Below are 14603 nucleotides of genomic sequence, written 5' to 3'. Positions count from 1 at the left end.
TCTAGTTCTAGGAGTCGCACGTGTCCGCTGTCGCACCCGACGGCAGGAAGCTCCTCCGGCTGGAGGTCCGCAACAGCGAGACCCCCATCGAGCGGAAGCCCGAGTGGATCAAGACCAGGGCGAAGATGGGGCCGGAGTACAACGCCCTGCAGTCCCTGGTGAAGAAGGAGGGGCTGCACACGGTCTGCCAGGAGGCCGGCTGTCCCAACATCTTCGAGTGCTGGGAGGACCGCGAGGCGACCTTCCTGATCGGCGGCGACCAGTGCACCCGCCGCTGCGACTTCTGCCAGATCGACACCGGCAAGCCCGCCGAGTTCGACCGGGACGAGCCGCGCCGGGTCGCCGAGTCCATCGTCACGATGGACCTGAACTACGCCACCATCACCGGCGTCGCCCGTGACGACCTGGAGGACGGCGGCGCCTGGCTGTACGCCGAGACCGTCCGCCAGGTGCACGCGATGACGGCCGGCCGGGAGGCCGGGCGGACGGGCGTCGAACTGCTCATCCCGGACTTCAACGCCGTGCCCGAGCAGCTCGCCGAGGTCTTCTCCTCCCGCCCCGAGGTGCTCGCGCACAACGTCGAGACGGTGCCGCGGATCTTCAAGCGGATCCGCCCCGCGTTCCGCTACGAGCGCTCGCTGGACGTGATCACCCAGGCCCGGGCAGCCGGGCTGGTCACCAAGTCCAACCTGATCCTGGGCATGGGCGAGACCCGCGAGGAGGTCAGCGAGGCGCTGGCCGACCTGGTGGACGCCGGGTGCGAGCTGATCACCATCACCCAGTACCTGCGGCCCTCGCTGCGCCACCACCCGGTGGAGCGCTGGGTGAAGCCGCAGGAGTTCGTCGAGCTCCAGCAGGAGGCCGAGGAGCTGGGCTTCGCCGGGGTGATGTCCGGCCCGCTGGTGCGCTCCTCGTACCGGGCCGGGCGGCTGTACCGGCAGGCGCTGGAGCACCGGGAGCGGGCGGCCGCGGTCTGAGGCCCTCGGGGTCCGAGGCCCTCGGGTCCGGAGTCCTCCTCGTCGCGTCCTGGTGAGGGGCGGGTCCGCACGGGCCCGCCCCTCCGGCGCGTCCGGGGGCCGTACGGGCGGACGGGGCCGGGCGCCTGGGGGCCGTACGGGCTAGGGGGCGACGTTTCACGTGGCATTGACGGGCGGGTCACCGTACGGTAACGGGCGTCCGGGACGCTCGAACGGTACCCGGGTCGAGGAGTGGGTGTTGATGCGTACCGGAATCCGTACCGCGCTGCGGCGGGCCGAGCAGGTGCTGTTGATCCGCGGCGCGCGCCGCAACGCGTGGGCCGCGGTGTGCGAGAACCGGCGGCTGGCGGGCGAGCGCGAGCAGGCCGGACAGGCGTTCGGGCGCAGCGCCTGACGCCCCGGTGGCGGCCGGGGACGCGGACGGGCGGGACCCCGGCCCGGACCGGGGTCCCCGTCGGGGAAAGACCAGGGTCACGAACCGGCACCGCCTTGGAAGATCGCGTGTGCCGCCACGTACCATGAGCGGTATGGCGAGGCAAAAATCCGATACCCCTGGGCGGCTCGCACAGATCCGCCAGGCATACGTTATGACCAAGCAGGTCGACACCAAGATCGGCCTGATCATCGCCGGCGTCGGCCTGCTGACCTTCGGCGTGTTCCTCGCCATCGGCTTCGCACTGGACCACCCGATCTACCTGGGCATCCTCGGTTTCGTGGTGGCAGTGCTGGCGGTCGCGATCGTGTTCGGCCGCCGGGCCGAGCGGGCCGCGTTCGGGCAGATGGAGGGCCAGCCGGGCGCGGTCGCGGCGGTGCTGGGCAACATCCGGCGCGGCTGGAGCGCGAACCAGACCCCGGTCGCGGTCACCCGCAGCCAGGACGCGGTCTACCGGGCGGTCGGCCGGGCCGGCATCGCGCTGATCGGCGAGGGCAACCCGAACCGGGTGCGGCCGCTGCTGGCGTCCGAGAAGAAGAAGATGGCCCGGGTCGTCGGCGACATCCCGGTGCACGACATCATGGTCGGCAACGACGAGGGCCAGATCCCGCTCAAGAAGCTGCAGATCCACCTGATGCGCCTGCCCCGGTCGATCAGCGCGGCCCAGGTCACCGAGACCAACGACCGGCTGCGCGCGCTCGGCGACCTGCTCTCCAAGGCGCCGATCCCCAAGGGCCCGATGCCGAAGGGCGCCCGGATGCCCAAGGGCGGCATGCGCTGACCGGCGCCGCTCCCCCGTTCCACACCACCCCGTTCCACACCACGGCCCCGCCCGCGAGGTTCCTCCTCGGCGAGCGGGGCCGTTCGACGTTCCGGACCCGGGGCCCGGACAGGACCTAGATCCGGACCTCGACGGTGCCGACGGCCTTGTCGTGCAGGCCGCGGGTGTCGCGGTCCCAGACGGCGGCCGGGATGACCAGGCAGAGCAGCAGGGTGCGCAGCAGCACCTGCGGGATGGTGGCGCGGGTGCCGTCCAGCCGGACCACCCGCAGGCCGAACAGGCGCTTGCCGATGGTGGTGCCGGTGGTGGCCAGGAACAGCACCGTCACCGCGTAGAACAGCGGGGTGGTCCACAGGTTGGCGGAGCTCTGCTCCCCCCTGGCGAGCAGGCCGTACGCGACCAGGCTGACCAGCCAGCCGTCGACGAACAGCGCGCCGATCCGGCGGCCGGGGCCGGCCATCGAGCCGGGACCGGTCCGCGGGAGGCCGAGGCGCTCGCCGCGGTAGCCGAACTCGGCGCCCATCTTCTCGGCGGCCGCCTTCGGGCCGTCGATCCACGATCCGAGTGCTTCTCTGGTGTCCACGAATCCACCCTAACCGGGCTTACGGCCGGGGCCGGTGGCGGCCCCGGCGGGACGGCGCGCCGGGGCGCGTTCCCGCCCGGGTGAACCCGCTTCGACCGACTGCCAGCAGTGGTCTAGACCTGTGAATGACCAGCGGAGCACGGGGGCAGGGATTTTGCCCGGAACCGTCCTGCTTTGCCAGCCGTCCAAGTGGCCTGGTTAACATGTGGGAAACAAGCGAGTCACGAACCCGAAACGGGCCGTTCCTATCGTGAGCCCCTGCACCGGGGCTCCTGTCGCCCCTGACGGAGACTCAGACCGTGCACGCCGAGGAGGAGTACGGATGTTCACCAACGCCGACGAGGTGAAGCAGTACATCGCGGACAACGACGTCAAGTTCGTCGACGTCCGGTTCTGCGACCTGCCGGGCGTGCTGCAGCACTTCTCGGTCCCGGCCGCCACCTTCGACCCGTCCGAGACCCTGATGTTCGACGGCTCCTCGATCCGCGGCTTCCAGGCCATCCACGAGTCCGACATGGCCCTGGTGCCCGACCTCGCCACCGCCCGGCTGGACCCGTTCCGCGCCGAGAAGCACCTCAACATCAACTTCTTCATCCAGGACCCGATCACCGGCGAGGCCTACAGCCGCGACCCGCGCAACGTCGCCCGCAAGGCCGAGGCGTACCTCGCCTCCTCCGGCATCGCCGACACCGCCTACTTCGGGCCCGAGGCCGAGTTCTACGTCTTCGACTCGGTGCGCTTCGAGACCTCCGCCAACGCCTCCTACTACCACATCGACTCGGTGGCCGGCGCCTGGAACACCGGCTCCGCCGAGGGCGACGTGCGCGGCTACAAGGTCAAGTACAAGGGCGGCTACTTCCCCGTCCCGCCGGTCGACCACTTCGCCGACCTGCGCGCCGAGATGTCCCTCGAACTCGCCAAGGCCGGGCTGGAGGTGGAGCGCCAGCACCACGAGGTCGGCACCGCCGGGCAGGCCGAGATCAACTACCGGTTCAACACCCTGCTGCACGCCGCCGACGACCTGATGCTGTTCAAGTACATCATCAAGAACGTCGCCTGGCGGGCCGGGAAGACCGCCACCTTCATGCCCAAGCCGATCTTCGGCGACAACGGCTCCGGCATGCACGTCCACCAGTCGCTGTGGACCGGCGGCAACCCGCTCTTCTACGACGAGCAGGGCTACGCGGGCCTGTCCGACACCGCCCGCTACTACATCGGCGGCATCCTCAAGCACGCCCCTTCGCTGCTCGCCTTCACCAACCCCTCGGTCAACTCCTACCACCGCCTCGTCCCCGGCTTCGAGGCCCCGGTCAACCTGGTCTACTCCCAGCGCAACCGCTCCGCCGCGATCCGCATCCCGATCACCGGCTCCAACGCCAAGGCCAAGCGGATCGAGTTCCGCGCCCCCGACCCGGCCTCCAACCCGTACCTGGCCTTCTCCGCCATGCTGATGGCCGGTCTCGACGGCATCAAGAACAAGATCGAACCGCTGGAGCCCGTCGACAAGGACCTCTACGAGCTCGCCCCCGACGAGCACGCCGCCGTCCCGCAGGTCCCCGCCTCCCTCGGCGCCGTCCTCGACGCCCTGGAGGCCGACCACGAGTACCTCCTCGCGGGCGGCGTCTTCACCAGCGACCTGATCGAGACGTGGATCGACTACAAGCGCACCCACGAGATCGCCCCGATCGCGCTGCGGCCGCACCCGCACGAGTTCGAGCTGTACTACGACCTGTAGGAGCGCAGTCGGCCTCCCGTCGTCCCCGCAGGTCGGGCAGGGCCCTGACCTGCGGGGACGACGGGCTGTCGATTCGCGCCGGGCGCTCCGGGGCGCGCGGGGTGAAGCCGGAGGGCACGGCGGGGTTCGGTCTCGGGGTGGGTTCCGGGCAGGGCGCGCGGGCGCGGGTGCCGGTTGGGGAGCGTCGCGGTCAGGTGGCTCGCGGGTGGTGGGTGAGGGTGAGGTGCGGGGCGAGTGCGCGCAGGAAGTCCGGGGCGTCGAAGGCCTCGCCGGCGGAGGTGACGCCGACGGCCCTGGTGCGGCCGGTCAGGACGCGCTCGAGGGCCTCGACGACCAGGGGCGCGGTGACGGCGTAGATGTCCTGGCCGCTCGCCGAGGCCCGGCGTTCGACGCCGCCCGAGCGCACGACGGCTTCGACGAGGAAGGTCTGGTCCGAGCGCCCGCTCCCGTCGGCGGGGCTCGGGGCCGGTGTGTCGGCGGCGGCGACGTCGCGGACCGCGTCGGCGGTCATGTAGGTGGTCACGTCCGGGATGGACAGGTGCTGGGGGACGGTGACGACGTCCGCCATCGTGAACTCCCCGACCACCTCCCGGACCCCCAGCGGTTCCGGGAAGGTCCACCGGAGGGTGGGGGCGGCGTCGGTGCGCCGCTCCCACCGGCCGCCGCGGTAGCGCAGCCGGACGTCGCCGCGGCGCTCGCGGGAGACGGCACCGGACAGGCGGGTGCCGGTGGTGGGGTGCCAGTGGCTGAGCCCGTAGGCGATGTGGGCCTCGTCGGCCTCGGTCCAGTCGCCCATCGCCGCGGTGGTCAGCAGGTCGCCGAGGCCGCCGAAGAACGCCATCGCCGGGACGATCACCGCGCCCGCCTCCCGGGCCCGCTCGCGGTAGTGGGCGAAGGTGTCGAGGTTGGCCTCCAGTTCGGCGGCCACGTCCAGGTACGGGATCCCCGCGCGCAGCGCGGCCTCGATCACGGGGCCGGTGGTCGTCGCGAAGGGCCCGGCGCAGTTGACGACCGCCGCCGTTCCCGCCAGGGCCCGGTCCAGCGAGCCCGGGTCCTCGACCGACGCCACCCGTGCCTCGAGGCCGTGCTTCCCGGCCAGCTCCTGCAACGCCCGCGCGTCGCGTCCGGAGGGCACCGGGACGTACCCGCGCGCGGCCAGCTCCGCGACCACGAACCGTCCGGTGTGGCCGTACGCGCCGAACACCGCCACCAGTTGACCTGAACCCATGAGAGTGCTCCCGCGTACTCGGACGTTCGCCGCGCGGCTGATCCGCCGCGGCCCGACACCCTCATCCTGTCCTCGCGGCGGCGTCCCGTACGAGCGTCGGAAACGACATCACGCGTACAGTTTCGGACATGCCCGCTGTCGCGCTGGCCGTCACCGACGGCATGCTCCACTACGAACTGTCCGTGGCCGTCGAGGTCTTCGGATCCGACCTGACCCACACGGTGGACCCCTGGTACGACTTCGCCCTCTGCGGGAACGGTCCGGTGCGCGTCGGCCGCTTCCGGCTCGAACCCGACCACGGGCTCGACCACCTCGCCCGCGCGGACACGGTGATCGTGCCCGGCTGGGCCGACCCGGACCGCGAACCGCCCGCCGACCTGGTCGAGGCGGTGCGGGCCGCCCACGCGGCCGGTGCCCGGGTCGCCTCCCTGTGCACCGGCGCCTTCGTGCTGGGCGCGGCCGGACTCCTCGACGGGAGACGCGCCACCACGCACTGGGCCCACACCCGGGAACTGGCCCGGCGCCACCCCCTGGCCACCGTCGACCCGGACGTCCTCTACGTCGACAACGGCGACGTCCTCACCTCCGCGGGCAAGGCCGCCGCCATGGACCTGTGCCTGCACCTGGTCCGCCTCGACCACGGCTCGGCCAACGCCAACCGGATCGCCCGCCGCCTGGTCGTCCCGCCCCACCGCGACGGCGGCCAGGCGCAGTTCATCGCCACCCCGCTCCCCGAACCCGGCAACCACCCCCTGGCCGACCTCCTGCCGTGGGTCCTGGAACGGCTGGACCAGCCGCTCACCGTGGAAGACCTGGCCCGCCGGGCCCGCATGAGCTCACGCCACCTCGGCCGCCACTTCACGCACCTCACCGGCACCACCCCCCTGAAGTGGCTCCACACCCAGCGCATCCGCCACGCCCAGCAGCTCCTGGAAACCACCAACGCCACCGTCGACACCATCGCCGCGGCCACCGGCATGGGCACCGCCACCACCCTGCGCCGCCACTTCCACCGCGCCGTCGGCGTCCCGCCCGACACCTACCGCCGCACCTTCGGCTCCTCCCGCTCCTTGCGGGACGGGGGTCGCGAGCGGCGGTGAGGTCGCGGGTACGGGGGTGCCGGGGGCAGGCGCTTCCGGGGCCTTCCGGGGGCCTTCCGGGGGAGGGCGGAGGGGCGGTCAGTGGATGGTGATCCGGTCGAGGTTGGGGCCGCCGTCGCCGGTGGTGGAGGTGGCGCGGACGGTGTTGGTGCCGGTCTTGAGGGTGATCGGGAGCGAGGTGGTCGCCCAGGTGTCCCAGTTCACGGTGGGCGGGAAGGGGTGTGCGGTGGCGATCCGGGTGCCGTTGACGGTGATGTCCATCGGGCGGTCGACCGTGGTGCCGTTGGCGTAGCGGAGGTCGAGGGCGGCGGCGCTCGCGGCCCCGGCCTGGATCGTCCACTCGGCGTAACTGCCCGCCGTGTTGGTGAGGTTGACGAATCCGGTGCCGCTGTAGCCGGTGTGGTCGGACTGGACGACGCCCTGCGAGATCCGGGCCTCCTCGGCCTGGTAGACGCCGGAGCTGCCGGGGACCAGCTGGTAGCCGCGCATGCCGGTGGTCAGCAGGTAGCAGTCCTGGAGGGAGCCGGAGGTGTCCCCGAGCGAGCGGTAGATGCCCCACTTGGGCCGGACCCGGTCGGCGAGGAAGGTGTCGACGCCGTTCCTCGTGACGTCGACGAGCGTGCTCCCGGCGCTGCGCAGGACCCAGCGGACCGACCCCGAGGTGCCGTCCCCCACCTTGATCTGGAAGTCCACGTCGACCCACCGGTCGTGCAGCGGGTCGAGGCTGGTGCTCCCCACCATGACTCCGCTGACCGGGAGTTGGAGCTCGATGGTCTGGGCGCCGGACACCCGGCGCAGCGACTGGACCACGATCGGCGAGGAGCCCGCGCCGGGTTCCTTCATCTGCATGATGTGGGTGAAGGTGGTGGTCGCCTTCAGCGAGGACGGGATGTACATGGAGTAGGTGGTCCGCCAGGTCTCGCCGGGCAGCCACTGGAGGTAGGCGCCACCGGCCGGGGTGCGCATGCCGGTGACCTCGTGGCGCTGCCGGTCGGTGGAGGTGTCGCGGTCGACCATGTGCATGTTCCAGCGGAAGTTGTCGCCCTCGACGCGGATGTGCGGGGCGCCGGCCGGGTGGGAGTCGGCGCGGTCGTCCTCGACGGTCTCGAACGCGGCGAGGCCGTCGACGGCGGCCGACGGCGACCAGCGCTGCTGCCAACTGGAGACGCTCGGCGTCGCGGCCGAGGCCTCGGAGGGGGGCAGCGCGGCGGTGGCGGCGGCGGTGAGGGCGGCGCCGAGGACGGTACGACGGGACGGCCTGTTCACGGGGACTCCACGGGGTCGGTTCGGCTCTGTCTCGGGGGTGCGGGGCGGACTGCGTGGGGGCGCGCTCGGCCCGGCCGGTCTCGCTCCGGCCCGGTCCGTACGGGGCCGCCCGGCCCCCACAGCCGGGCGGCCCCTGGTGTGCCCGCCCCGGGCGGAGAGTTCCGGGGCGAGGGTGCGGGGGGGTGAGCGGGTTCAGCAGGTGCCGTCGTCCTGCCAGATGTTCCAGGCGACGGGGCTGCCGGGGGTGACGCCGGTGCTCCAGTAGAGGGCGGTGTAGTTGTGGCCGCCGTAGGAGACCTGGTCGTTGGGGGCGTAGGCGGTGGCGGAGTTCCAGGCGGGGTGGCAGGTGCCGCTGGAGGGTGCGGTGACGGTGAGGGTGTAGGTGGCGGTGTGGGTGCCGCTGGCGGCGGTGCCCTTGACGGTGACGGCGTACGTCCCGGCGGGAGTTGAGGCTCCGGTGGTGATCGTCAGGGTGCTGCCGCTGCCGGAGGCGACGGAGGCGGGGCTGAACGAGGCGCTCGCGCCCGAGGGCAGACCGGAGGCGGACAGCGCCACCGACTGCGCCGCACCGGAGGTGGTGGCGATGGAGACGGTGGCGGTCGCCGAGGAGCCCGCGGTCACGCCGCCCGAGGCCGGGGAGAGCGTGACGGAGAAGTCGTTGGCCGTCGTACCGGTGGTGACGGTGAGGGTGTAGGTGGCGGTGTGGGTGCCGCTGGCGGCGGTGCCCTTGACGGTGACGGCGTACGTCCCGGCGGGAGTTGAGGCTCCGGTGGTGATCGTCAGGGTGCTGCCGCTGCCGGAGGCGACGGAGGCGGGGCTGAACGAGGCGATCGCACCCGAGGGCAGACCGGAGGCGGACAGCGCCACCGACTGGGCGGGGCCGGAGGTGGTCGCGGTGGAGACGGTGGCGGTCGCCGAGGAGCCCGCCTTCACGCTGGCGGAGGCCGGGGAGAGGGCGAGTGAGAAGTCGGCGGCAGGGGTGGTGCTCGTGGCCGTGGGGTTCCAGTAGTCGCCCGCCATCACGAGGTAGACCAGCATCTTGATGGTCTCGCCGTAGTAGTGGTCGCCGAACGGGTTGGTCGCCAACTGGTTCCAGATGGCGTCGGTCCAGGCCTGGTCGCCGGCGGCCATCGCCGAGGGACCCACCGAGTCGCCGGCCTCCTCGGCCGAGGTGTCACCGGAGACGTTGGCGTTGGCGCAGCTCAGCTTGATGTGCGGCTGGACGTTCTTCGGGTTGCCGCCGGAGATCGCCTTCGCGCACGCCGACCACAGTTTGGCGTCGTTGTAGGCGAACGCCGCCGTGCTCGGTCCGTTGAGCAGCGCGTCCGTGCCCAGGTGCCACGGGACGCGGACCGAGTTGTAGCCGACGATGTTGTCCGGCTGGCTCTCCTGGTAGTCCGCGGAGGCCGGGGACGGCGTGCCGTTGGCGCCGACGACGAAGTCCGGCAGCAGTCCGTGGCCGTTGGAGTAGTTGGTGACCAGCGACTGGTCGATGGCCTCCGTCCGGGAGATGACCTTGTTCCAGTCGTGCGCGGTGTCGTACGCGGCGAAGGCCCGCAGGTGGTCGAGCATGTGGTCGGAGGGGCGGGTGTCGGTGCTCGGGCCGTCGTCCTCACACTTGAGGTGGCCGTCCGAGGTGACGTCGTGGGCGTAGACCTTGCCCAGCCAGGCCAGGGCGTCCGCGCGGTACCCGCCCCACTGCTTGTCGGCGAGGATCAGGCCGTAGCCGATGTCGAGGTCGCCGTCGGTGGCCGCGTCCGGGGTGCCACTGTCGGCGTACTTGCAGGTGCTGCCGTCGAGCTTCCACTGCATCAGGCCGTACTGGTCCTGGTGGTTCTTCACCAGTTGCTACAGGCCGTTGAACTCGGTCTGCGCGTCGGGGTCGTAACCGGCCATCAGCGGCACGATGTTCATGCCGTAGCCCTGGGCCTCGGAGACGGTGCCGTTGTTCGGCGCGTCGCCGTCGCCCTTGGTCGAGACGTAGTACTCGTTGCTGGCGCAGCCGTGGACCAGGTAGTTCGACTTCCACGAGTCGTACTGCTTGGTGACCGCGGCGTCGCGGGTGGCCTGCGAGGCGGACGGCATGACGCCGACCTTGTAGGTCGTGTGGGAGGGGAACGGGTGCGCGGGAGTCGCTGCCTGGGCGGCGGGCACGCCGACGAACACGACCAGGCCGAGCGTCAGGGTGCTGAGCGTCGTGCCCAGCGCCAGGACGCGGCGGGTGTGGGGGGCCACTGGGTGCTTCCTTCCGATCGGTGGGGTGGCGGGAGCGGGTTCAGCAGGTGCCGTCGTCCTGCCAGATGTTCCAGGCGACGGGGCTGCCGGGGGTGACGCCGGTGCTCCAGTAGAGGGCGGTGTAGTTGTGGCCGCCGTAGGAGACCTGGTCGTTGGGGGCGTAGGCGGTGGCGGAGCTCCAGGCGGGGTGGCAGGTGCCGCCGGAGGGTGCGGTGACGGTGAGGGTGTAGGTGGCGGTGTGGGTGCCGCCGGCGGCGGTGCCCTTGACGGTGACGGCGTACGTCCCGGCGGGAGTTGAGGCTCCGGTGGTGATCGTCAGGGTGCTGCCGCTGCCGGAGGCGACGGAGGCGGGGCTGAACGAGGCGCTCGCACCCGAGGGCAGACCGGAGGCGGACAGCGCCACCGACTGCGCCGCACCGGAGGTGGTGGCGATGGAGACGGTGGCGGTCGCCGAGGAGCCTGCCTTCACGCTGGCGGAGGTCGGGGAGAGGGCGAGTGAGAAGTCGGCGGCGGCGGTGCCGCCGGTGATCTTCTGGAAGATCTTCGAGTAGGCGTAGTTCAGCGGTTTGTCGTAACCGTCGACCTCCCAGAACGACAGTTCCTGGACGCCCTTGGACGCCGCGAAGGTCTCCAGGGTCTGGGCGTTGGACTGGCTGAAGAACTCGTTGTCGTCGTTCTGGCCGGCGATCGGGGTCAGGCCCAGGCGGTTGAAGGCCTGCGCGGTGGTGATGCCGTAGAGCGAGGCCAGTTGGGGGGCGGTGCCGTTCGCGGCGGACTCGGCGTCGTTGAGGGCGTTCTGCCCGTCGCCGAAGTCCATCGTCATGATGTTGACCAGGTTGACCTTCACGCCCTTGGACTTGGCGTCCTTGAGCATGGTCATCGCGTTGCCGGGCAGGCCGCCCGGGTCGACCGGCAGGGTGAAGTCGATCTGGACGTTCGGGTTCTGTGCCTGGAGGGCGGCCAGGGCCTGGTCGCGGCGGGCGTTGGCGGTGGTGTCGTCCAGGACCGCGCCCTCGATGTCGAAGTCCAACCGGGTCACGCCGTAGGTGTTGACGATGTTGGCGTACGCGGCGGTGAGGCTGGAGACCGAGGTGCAGGTCTGCGCCAGTTCGCCGCCCGCGGCGCCGCCGAAGGAGATGATGACGTTGCCGCCGGCCGACTGCAGCGAGCTGATCTGGGACTTGAACGCCCCGACCGGGTCGTTGCCCCGCTCCCACATCGGGGTGCAGCCGGACTTCGGCGTCAGGAAGGCCAGGGTGTAGAACTTGTCGCCGCTGGCGCTCAGGTCGGCGGCCAGGTCGGCGGCCGTGGAGCTGTCGATCTCCAGGTACGGCGCCGAGTAGTGCGCGGGGAAGGTGCCGCCGACGGCGTGCGCGGGTGCGGCCGTGACCAGGGCGAGCGCGGCGGCGGGGAGGGCGGCAGCCACGGCGGCGGCGAGGAGTCCGCGGGCGGGGACGGATCGGGGCATGGGGGGTCGGTTCCTTCGCTGGGGGTGAGGGACGAGCGAGGTGCGGAACGTCGTCGCGGGGCGGCGCGGGCCGGCGGGAGCGCGGGGGCGCGCCGGTCGGGGGCAGGCCGGTTCGCAGGCCGGTTCGCAGGCCGGTTCGCAGGCCGGTTCGCAGGCCGCCGGATAGTAAGGAAGGTTTCCTAACGAGCAGAAGTTAGCGACCGGGGATCGGTGCGTCAATGGTCCGCACCAAGGGAAACCTGGCATATCAGAGCGTCTTGACGGAGCATCAGGACGGTTCTACGCTCACCGGCCACCATGGTAAGTAAACTTTACTAACCGAAGAGGTGGCCGCAGTGGTGTTCCGCCCCCGCCGCCTTCACGCACCCCGGCGTCCTGCTCGGCACGTCCCAACTGGACCTGGTCCGCGCCCGGGTGAACGGTGGCGTCGAACCGCAGAAGAGCGCCTGGTCGCAGCTGCTGGCCAGCTCGTACGCCTCGCCGTCGTACACGCCGCACCCGCGGTCCACCGTCGAGTGCGGCCCGTCGTCGAACCCCGACTACGGGTGCAGCGACGAGCGGGAGGACGCGATCGCCGCCTACACCGACGCGCTGGCCTGGTACGTGACCGGCAACAGCGGCTACGCGAAGAAGGCGATCCAGATCATGGACGCCTGGTCGGGGACCGTCACCGCGCACACCAACTCCAACGCGCCGCTGCAGACCGGCTGGGCCGGGACGGTGTGGTCGGAGGCTGCGGAGATCGTCAAGTACACCTACGGCGGCGGCTGGTCGAACTCCTCCCGCTTCGACGCCATGCTGCGCAACGTCTACCTCCCCATCGTGGTCCAGGGCGCCCCGGACAAGAACGGCAACTGGGAGCTGATCATGATGGACGCCGCCGTCGGGATCTCGGTCCACCTGGACGACGCCGCCAGCTACAACAAGGCGATGTCCGTCTTCACGGGCCGCGTCCCGGCGTACGTCTACACCACCTCCGACGGCAGCCGGCCCGCCTACCCGCCGCGTTCCGACGTCGACACCACCAGCGAGCTGATCAACTACTGGTTCGGGCAGAGCACGTTCGTCGACGGCATCGCGCAGGAGACCTGCCGCGACTTCGGCCACACCGGCTGGGGCGTCGAGGCCATCGCGCACGTCGCCGAGACCGCACGCCTGCAGGGCACCGACCTGTGGTCGCAGTTGGCGCCCCGGATGCGCGCCACCTACGAGTTCCACACCGGCTACGACGACGGTGCCGCCGTGCCGTCCTCGATCTGCGGCGGCAGCGTGAACCTCGGCTTCGGGCCCGTCACCGAGATCGCGTACAGCGCGCTCCACGACCGGCTCGGGCTCAGCCTGGCCAGCACCCGGAAGTACACCCTGGCCCACCGTCCCGAGGGCACCGACGACCACTGGATCGCCTGGGAGACCCTCACCCACGGGGACACCGGAACGCCCGCGGCCACCGCCGACTTCTCGGTGGCCGTCACGCCGAACTACGGCAGTGCGAAGGCGGGTTCGGCGGTGTCGACGGCGGTGTCGACGGCGGTGGTCTCGGGTGCGGCGCAGTCGGTGGCGCTGTCCGCCTCCGGCCTGCCCTCGGGCGCGAGCGCCTCGTTCAGCCCCGCCTCCGTCGCCTCCGGCAGCGGCAGCACCCTGACGATCACCACCGGAGCCTCAACTCCCGCCGGGACGTACGCCGTCACCGTCAAGGGCACCGCCGCCGGCGGCACCCACACCGCCACCTACACCCTCACCGTCACCGCACCCTCCGGCGGCGCCTGCCACCCCGCCTGGAGCTCCGCCACCGCCTACGCCCCCAACGACCAGGTCTCCTACGGCGGCCACAACTACACCGCCCTCTACTGGAGCACCGGCGTCACCCCCGGCAGCCCCGTCGCCTGGAACATCTGGCAGGACGACGGCACCTGCTGAACCCGGTTCGGGCACCTGGCCTGCCGGTGGGCGGATCGACGCCGGGCGGGGTCCGCCACTGCCCCGGCGCGCGGCTCGCCGGGACGGGGTCAGCCGACCGCGACGACCTCGCGGTGGTGGTCGCCCCCGGTGGCGACGTCCACCAGTGCGACGGCCAGATCGGCGTAGGAGAAGGCGGGGGCGCCCTCCTCGGTCGGCAGCACGCCGGGGCCGCCGACGCGGTACGTTCCGGTGCGCTCGGCGTCGGCGTCCAGGACGGCCGGCGGCGGGGTCACCACGACCCAGTCCAGCGCGCTGGCGCGGTAGACCTCGTTCTCCACCGAGTGGCCGATCGAGAACTGCCGGTACTCCTCCGGGAATTCGGGCGAGTCGTGCACGGCCACCCCGGGGGCCGCTTCGAGGGCGGTGCCCACGCCGACCGCGACCAGGCGGCCGACCCCGGCCTCGGCCAGACCCGCGACCAGGGCCCGGGAGACCGCGCCGTAGAAGTCGGCCGGGGCCACGTCGGCCCGGAACACCGTGGAGATCACGGCGTCGTGGCCGGCGGCGACGGCCGCGACGCTCCCGGCCTCGGTGACGTCACCCTCGACGAGGGTCACGCCCTCGGCCGCGAGCTCCCGGTACTTCGCCGCGTCCCGCACCACGGCGGTCACCCGGTGCCCACGGGACACGGCCTCGGCGACGGCACGGCGCCCGGCGTTGCCACCCGCGCCGAACACAACGATCCTGCTCATGAACTGCTTCCCTCCGTAGCGCTCCGCCGGTTCCCCGGCCCGCTCCGCGAAGCTATCCGCCGACCCCTCGGTTACCGCAACGGTAGGAAGGGGGCCCGCGGAGAACCCGTGCCGCGAAGGCGTACGGGGGTGCGGGGCTCCTGGCG

General features: G+C 71.8%; 13 protein-coding genes and 1 pseudogene. 6 read left to right on the top strand and 8 right to left on the bottom strand.

From position 1 onward, the window contains the following. Nucleotides 1–20 precede the first annotated feature (20 nt). The 3 genes from lipA (at nt 21) to ACFY00_RS01205 (ending at nt 2191) form a co-directional block, all read left to right on the top strand. Nucleotides 21–977, top strand: a complete 957-nt coding sequence (gene lipA / locus ACFY00_RS01215) for a lipoyl synthase (RefSeq protein ID WP_285738674.1) — start codon at nt 21–23, stop codon at nt 975–977. Nucleotides 978–1218: 241 nt separating this feature from the next. Next, nucleotides 1219–1371, top strand: a complete 153-nt coding sequence (locus tag ACFY00_RS01210; protein WP_388026018.1) for a hypothetical protein — start codon at nt 1219–1221, stop codon at nt 1369–1371. Nucleotides 1372–1504: 133 nt separating this feature from the next. After that, nucleotides 1505–2191, top strand: a complete 687-nt coding sequence (locus ACFY00_RS01205) for a DUF4191 domain-containing protein (RefSeq protein WP_388026015.1) — start codon at nt 1505–1507, stop codon at nt 2189–2191. Between the two features lie 115 nt (nt 2192–2306). On the opposite strand, the gene ACFY00_RS01200 is transcribed toward ACFY00_RS01205, so the two are convergent. After that, entirely contained in the window at nt 2307–2774 is a 468-nt protein-coding gene (locus ACFY00_RS01200; RefSeq protein ID WP_030460765.1) for an RDD family protein, read from the bottom strand. 322 nt (nt 2775–3096) lie between these two features. On the opposite strand from ACFY00_RS01200, the gene glnA reads away from it, so the two are divergent. Further along, nucleotides 3097–4509 carry a type I glutamate--ammonia ligase gene (glnA, locus tag ACFY00_RS01195; RefSeq protein ID WP_388026012.1) on the top strand — a complete coding sequence of 471 codons (1413 nt, stop codon included), beginning with the start codon at nt 3097–3099 and terminating at the stop codon, nt 4507–4509. 190 nt (nt 4510–4699) lie between these two features. Here glnA and ACFY00_RS01190 read toward each other — a convergent pair whose 3' ends face one another. Beyond that, nucleotides 4700–5737 carry a saccharopine dehydrogenase family protein gene (locus ACFY00_RS01190; protein WP_388026010.1) on the bottom strand — a complete coding sequence of 346 codons (1038 nt, stop codon included), beginning with the start codon at nt 5735–5737 and terminating at the stop codon, nt 4700–4702. Nucleotides 5738–5865: 128 nt separating this feature from the next. On the opposite strand from ACFY00_RS01190, the gene ACFY00_RS01185 reads away from it, so the two are divergent. After that, nucleotides 5866–6837, top strand: a complete 972-nt coding sequence (locus ACFY00_RS01185; protein WP_388026007.1) for a helix-turn-helix domain-containing protein — start codon at nt 5866–5868, stop codon at nt 6835–6837. Nucleotides 6838–6915: 78 nt separating this feature from the next. On the opposite strand, the gene ACFY00_RS01180 is transcribed toward ACFY00_RS01185, so the two are convergent. From ACFY00_RS01180 to ACFY00_RS01160, 5 genes and pseudogenes are all read right to left on the bottom strand, one after another. Next, nucleotides 6916–7326 (bottom strand): carbohydrate-binding protein, encoded by a 411-nt coding sequence (locus ACFY00_RS01180; protein ID WP_388026560.1) that lies wholly within the window; start codon nt 7324–7326, stop codon nt 6916–6918. Further along, nucleotides 7306–8103, bottom strand: a pseudogene (locus ACFY00_RS01175) (Tat pathway signal sequence domain protein); the annotation flags it as partial. The gene ACFY00_RS01180 and the pseudogene ACFY00_RS01175, both read right to left, overlap by 21 nt. 192 nt (nt 8104–8295) lie before the next feature. Beyond that, entirely contained in the window at nt 8296–9945 is a 1650-nt protein-coding gene (locus ACFY00_RS01170; protein ID WP_388026004.1) for a glycosyl hydrolase family 8, read from the bottom strand. Between the two features lie 6 nt (nt 9946–9951). Continuing rightward, complete coding sequence (locus ACFY00_RS01165) at nt 9952–10338, bottom strand: hypothetical protein (RefSeq protein ID WP_388026002.1); 387 nt, start codon at nt 10336–10338, stop codon at nt 9952–9954. Nucleotides 10339–10378: 40 nt separating this feature from the next. Beyond that, complete coding sequence (locus tag ACFY00_RS01160; RefSeq protein WP_388026000.1) at nt 10379–11806, bottom strand: chitinase; 1428 nt, start codon at nt 11804–11806, stop codon at nt 10379–10381. A gap of 414 nt (nt 11807–12220) precedes the next feature. On the opposite strand from ACFY00_RS01160, the gene ACFY00_RS01155 reads away from it, so the two are divergent. Beyond that, complete coding sequence (locus ACFY00_RS01155) at nt 12221–13723, top strand: alginate lyase family protein (protein WP_388025998.1); 1503 nt, start codon at nt 12221–12223, stop codon at nt 13721–13723. An 89-nt stretch (nt 13724–13812) separates the two neighbouring features. Here the strand turns inward: ACFY00_RS01155 and ACFY00_RS01150 are convergent, their stop codons facing one another. Further along, nucleotides 13813–14457, bottom strand: coding sequence for an NAD(P)-dependent oxidoreductase (locus tag ACFY00_RS01150; RefSeq protein WP_388025995.1), 645 nt, complete (start codon nt 14455–14457; stop codon nt 13813–13815). Nucleotides 14458–14603 lie beyond the last annotated feature (146 nt).

The sequence above is a fragment of the Kitasatospora sp. NPDC001540 genome, from assembly GCF_042894345.1.
Lineage (GTDB): Bacteria > Actinomycetota > Actinomycetes > Streptomycetales > Streptomycetaceae > Kitasatospora > Kitasatospora phosalacinea_C.
Note: the sequence above shows the minus strand (reverse complement) of the source record. Positions and strands in the feature narration are given on the sequence as shown.

What these genes read in the sequence shown, in the direction of transcription:
- ACFY00_RS01210 (WP_388026018.1), top strand. Translation starts at nt 1,219, where the DNA reads ATGCGTACCGGAATCCGTACCGCGCTGCGGCGGGCCGAGCAGGTGCTG.
- ACFY00_RS01205 (WP_388026015.1), top strand. Translation starts at nt 1,505, where the DNA reads ATGGCGAGGCAAAAATCCGATACCCCTGGGCGGCTCGCACAGATCCGC.
- glnA (WP_388026012.1), top strand. Translation starts at nt 3,097, where the DNA reads ATGTTCACCAACGCCGACGAGGTGAAGCAGTACATCGCGGACAACGAC.
- ACFY00_RS01190 (WP_388026010.1), bottom strand. Translation starts at nt 5,737, where the DNA reads ATGGGTTCAGGTCAACTGGTGGCGGTGTTCGGCGCGTACGGCCACACC.
- ACFY00_RS01185 (WP_388026007.1), top strand. Translation starts at nt 5,866, where the DNA reads ATGCCCGCTGTCGCGCTGGCCGTCACCGACGGCATGCTCCACTACGAA.
- ACFY00_RS01180 (WP_388026560.1), bottom strand. Translation starts at nt 7,326, where the DNA reads ATGCGCGGCTACCAGCTGGTCCCCGGCAGCTCCGGCGTCTACCAGGCC.
- ACFY00_RS01160 (WP_388026000.1), bottom strand. Translation starts at nt 11,806, where the DNA reads ATGCCCCGATCCGTCCCCGCCCGCGGACTCCTCGCCGCCGCCGTGGCT.
- ACFY00_RS01150 (WP_388025995.1), bottom strand. Translation starts at nt 14,457, where the DNA reads ATGAGCAGGATCGTTGTGTTCGGCGCGGGTGGCAACGCCGGGCGCCGT.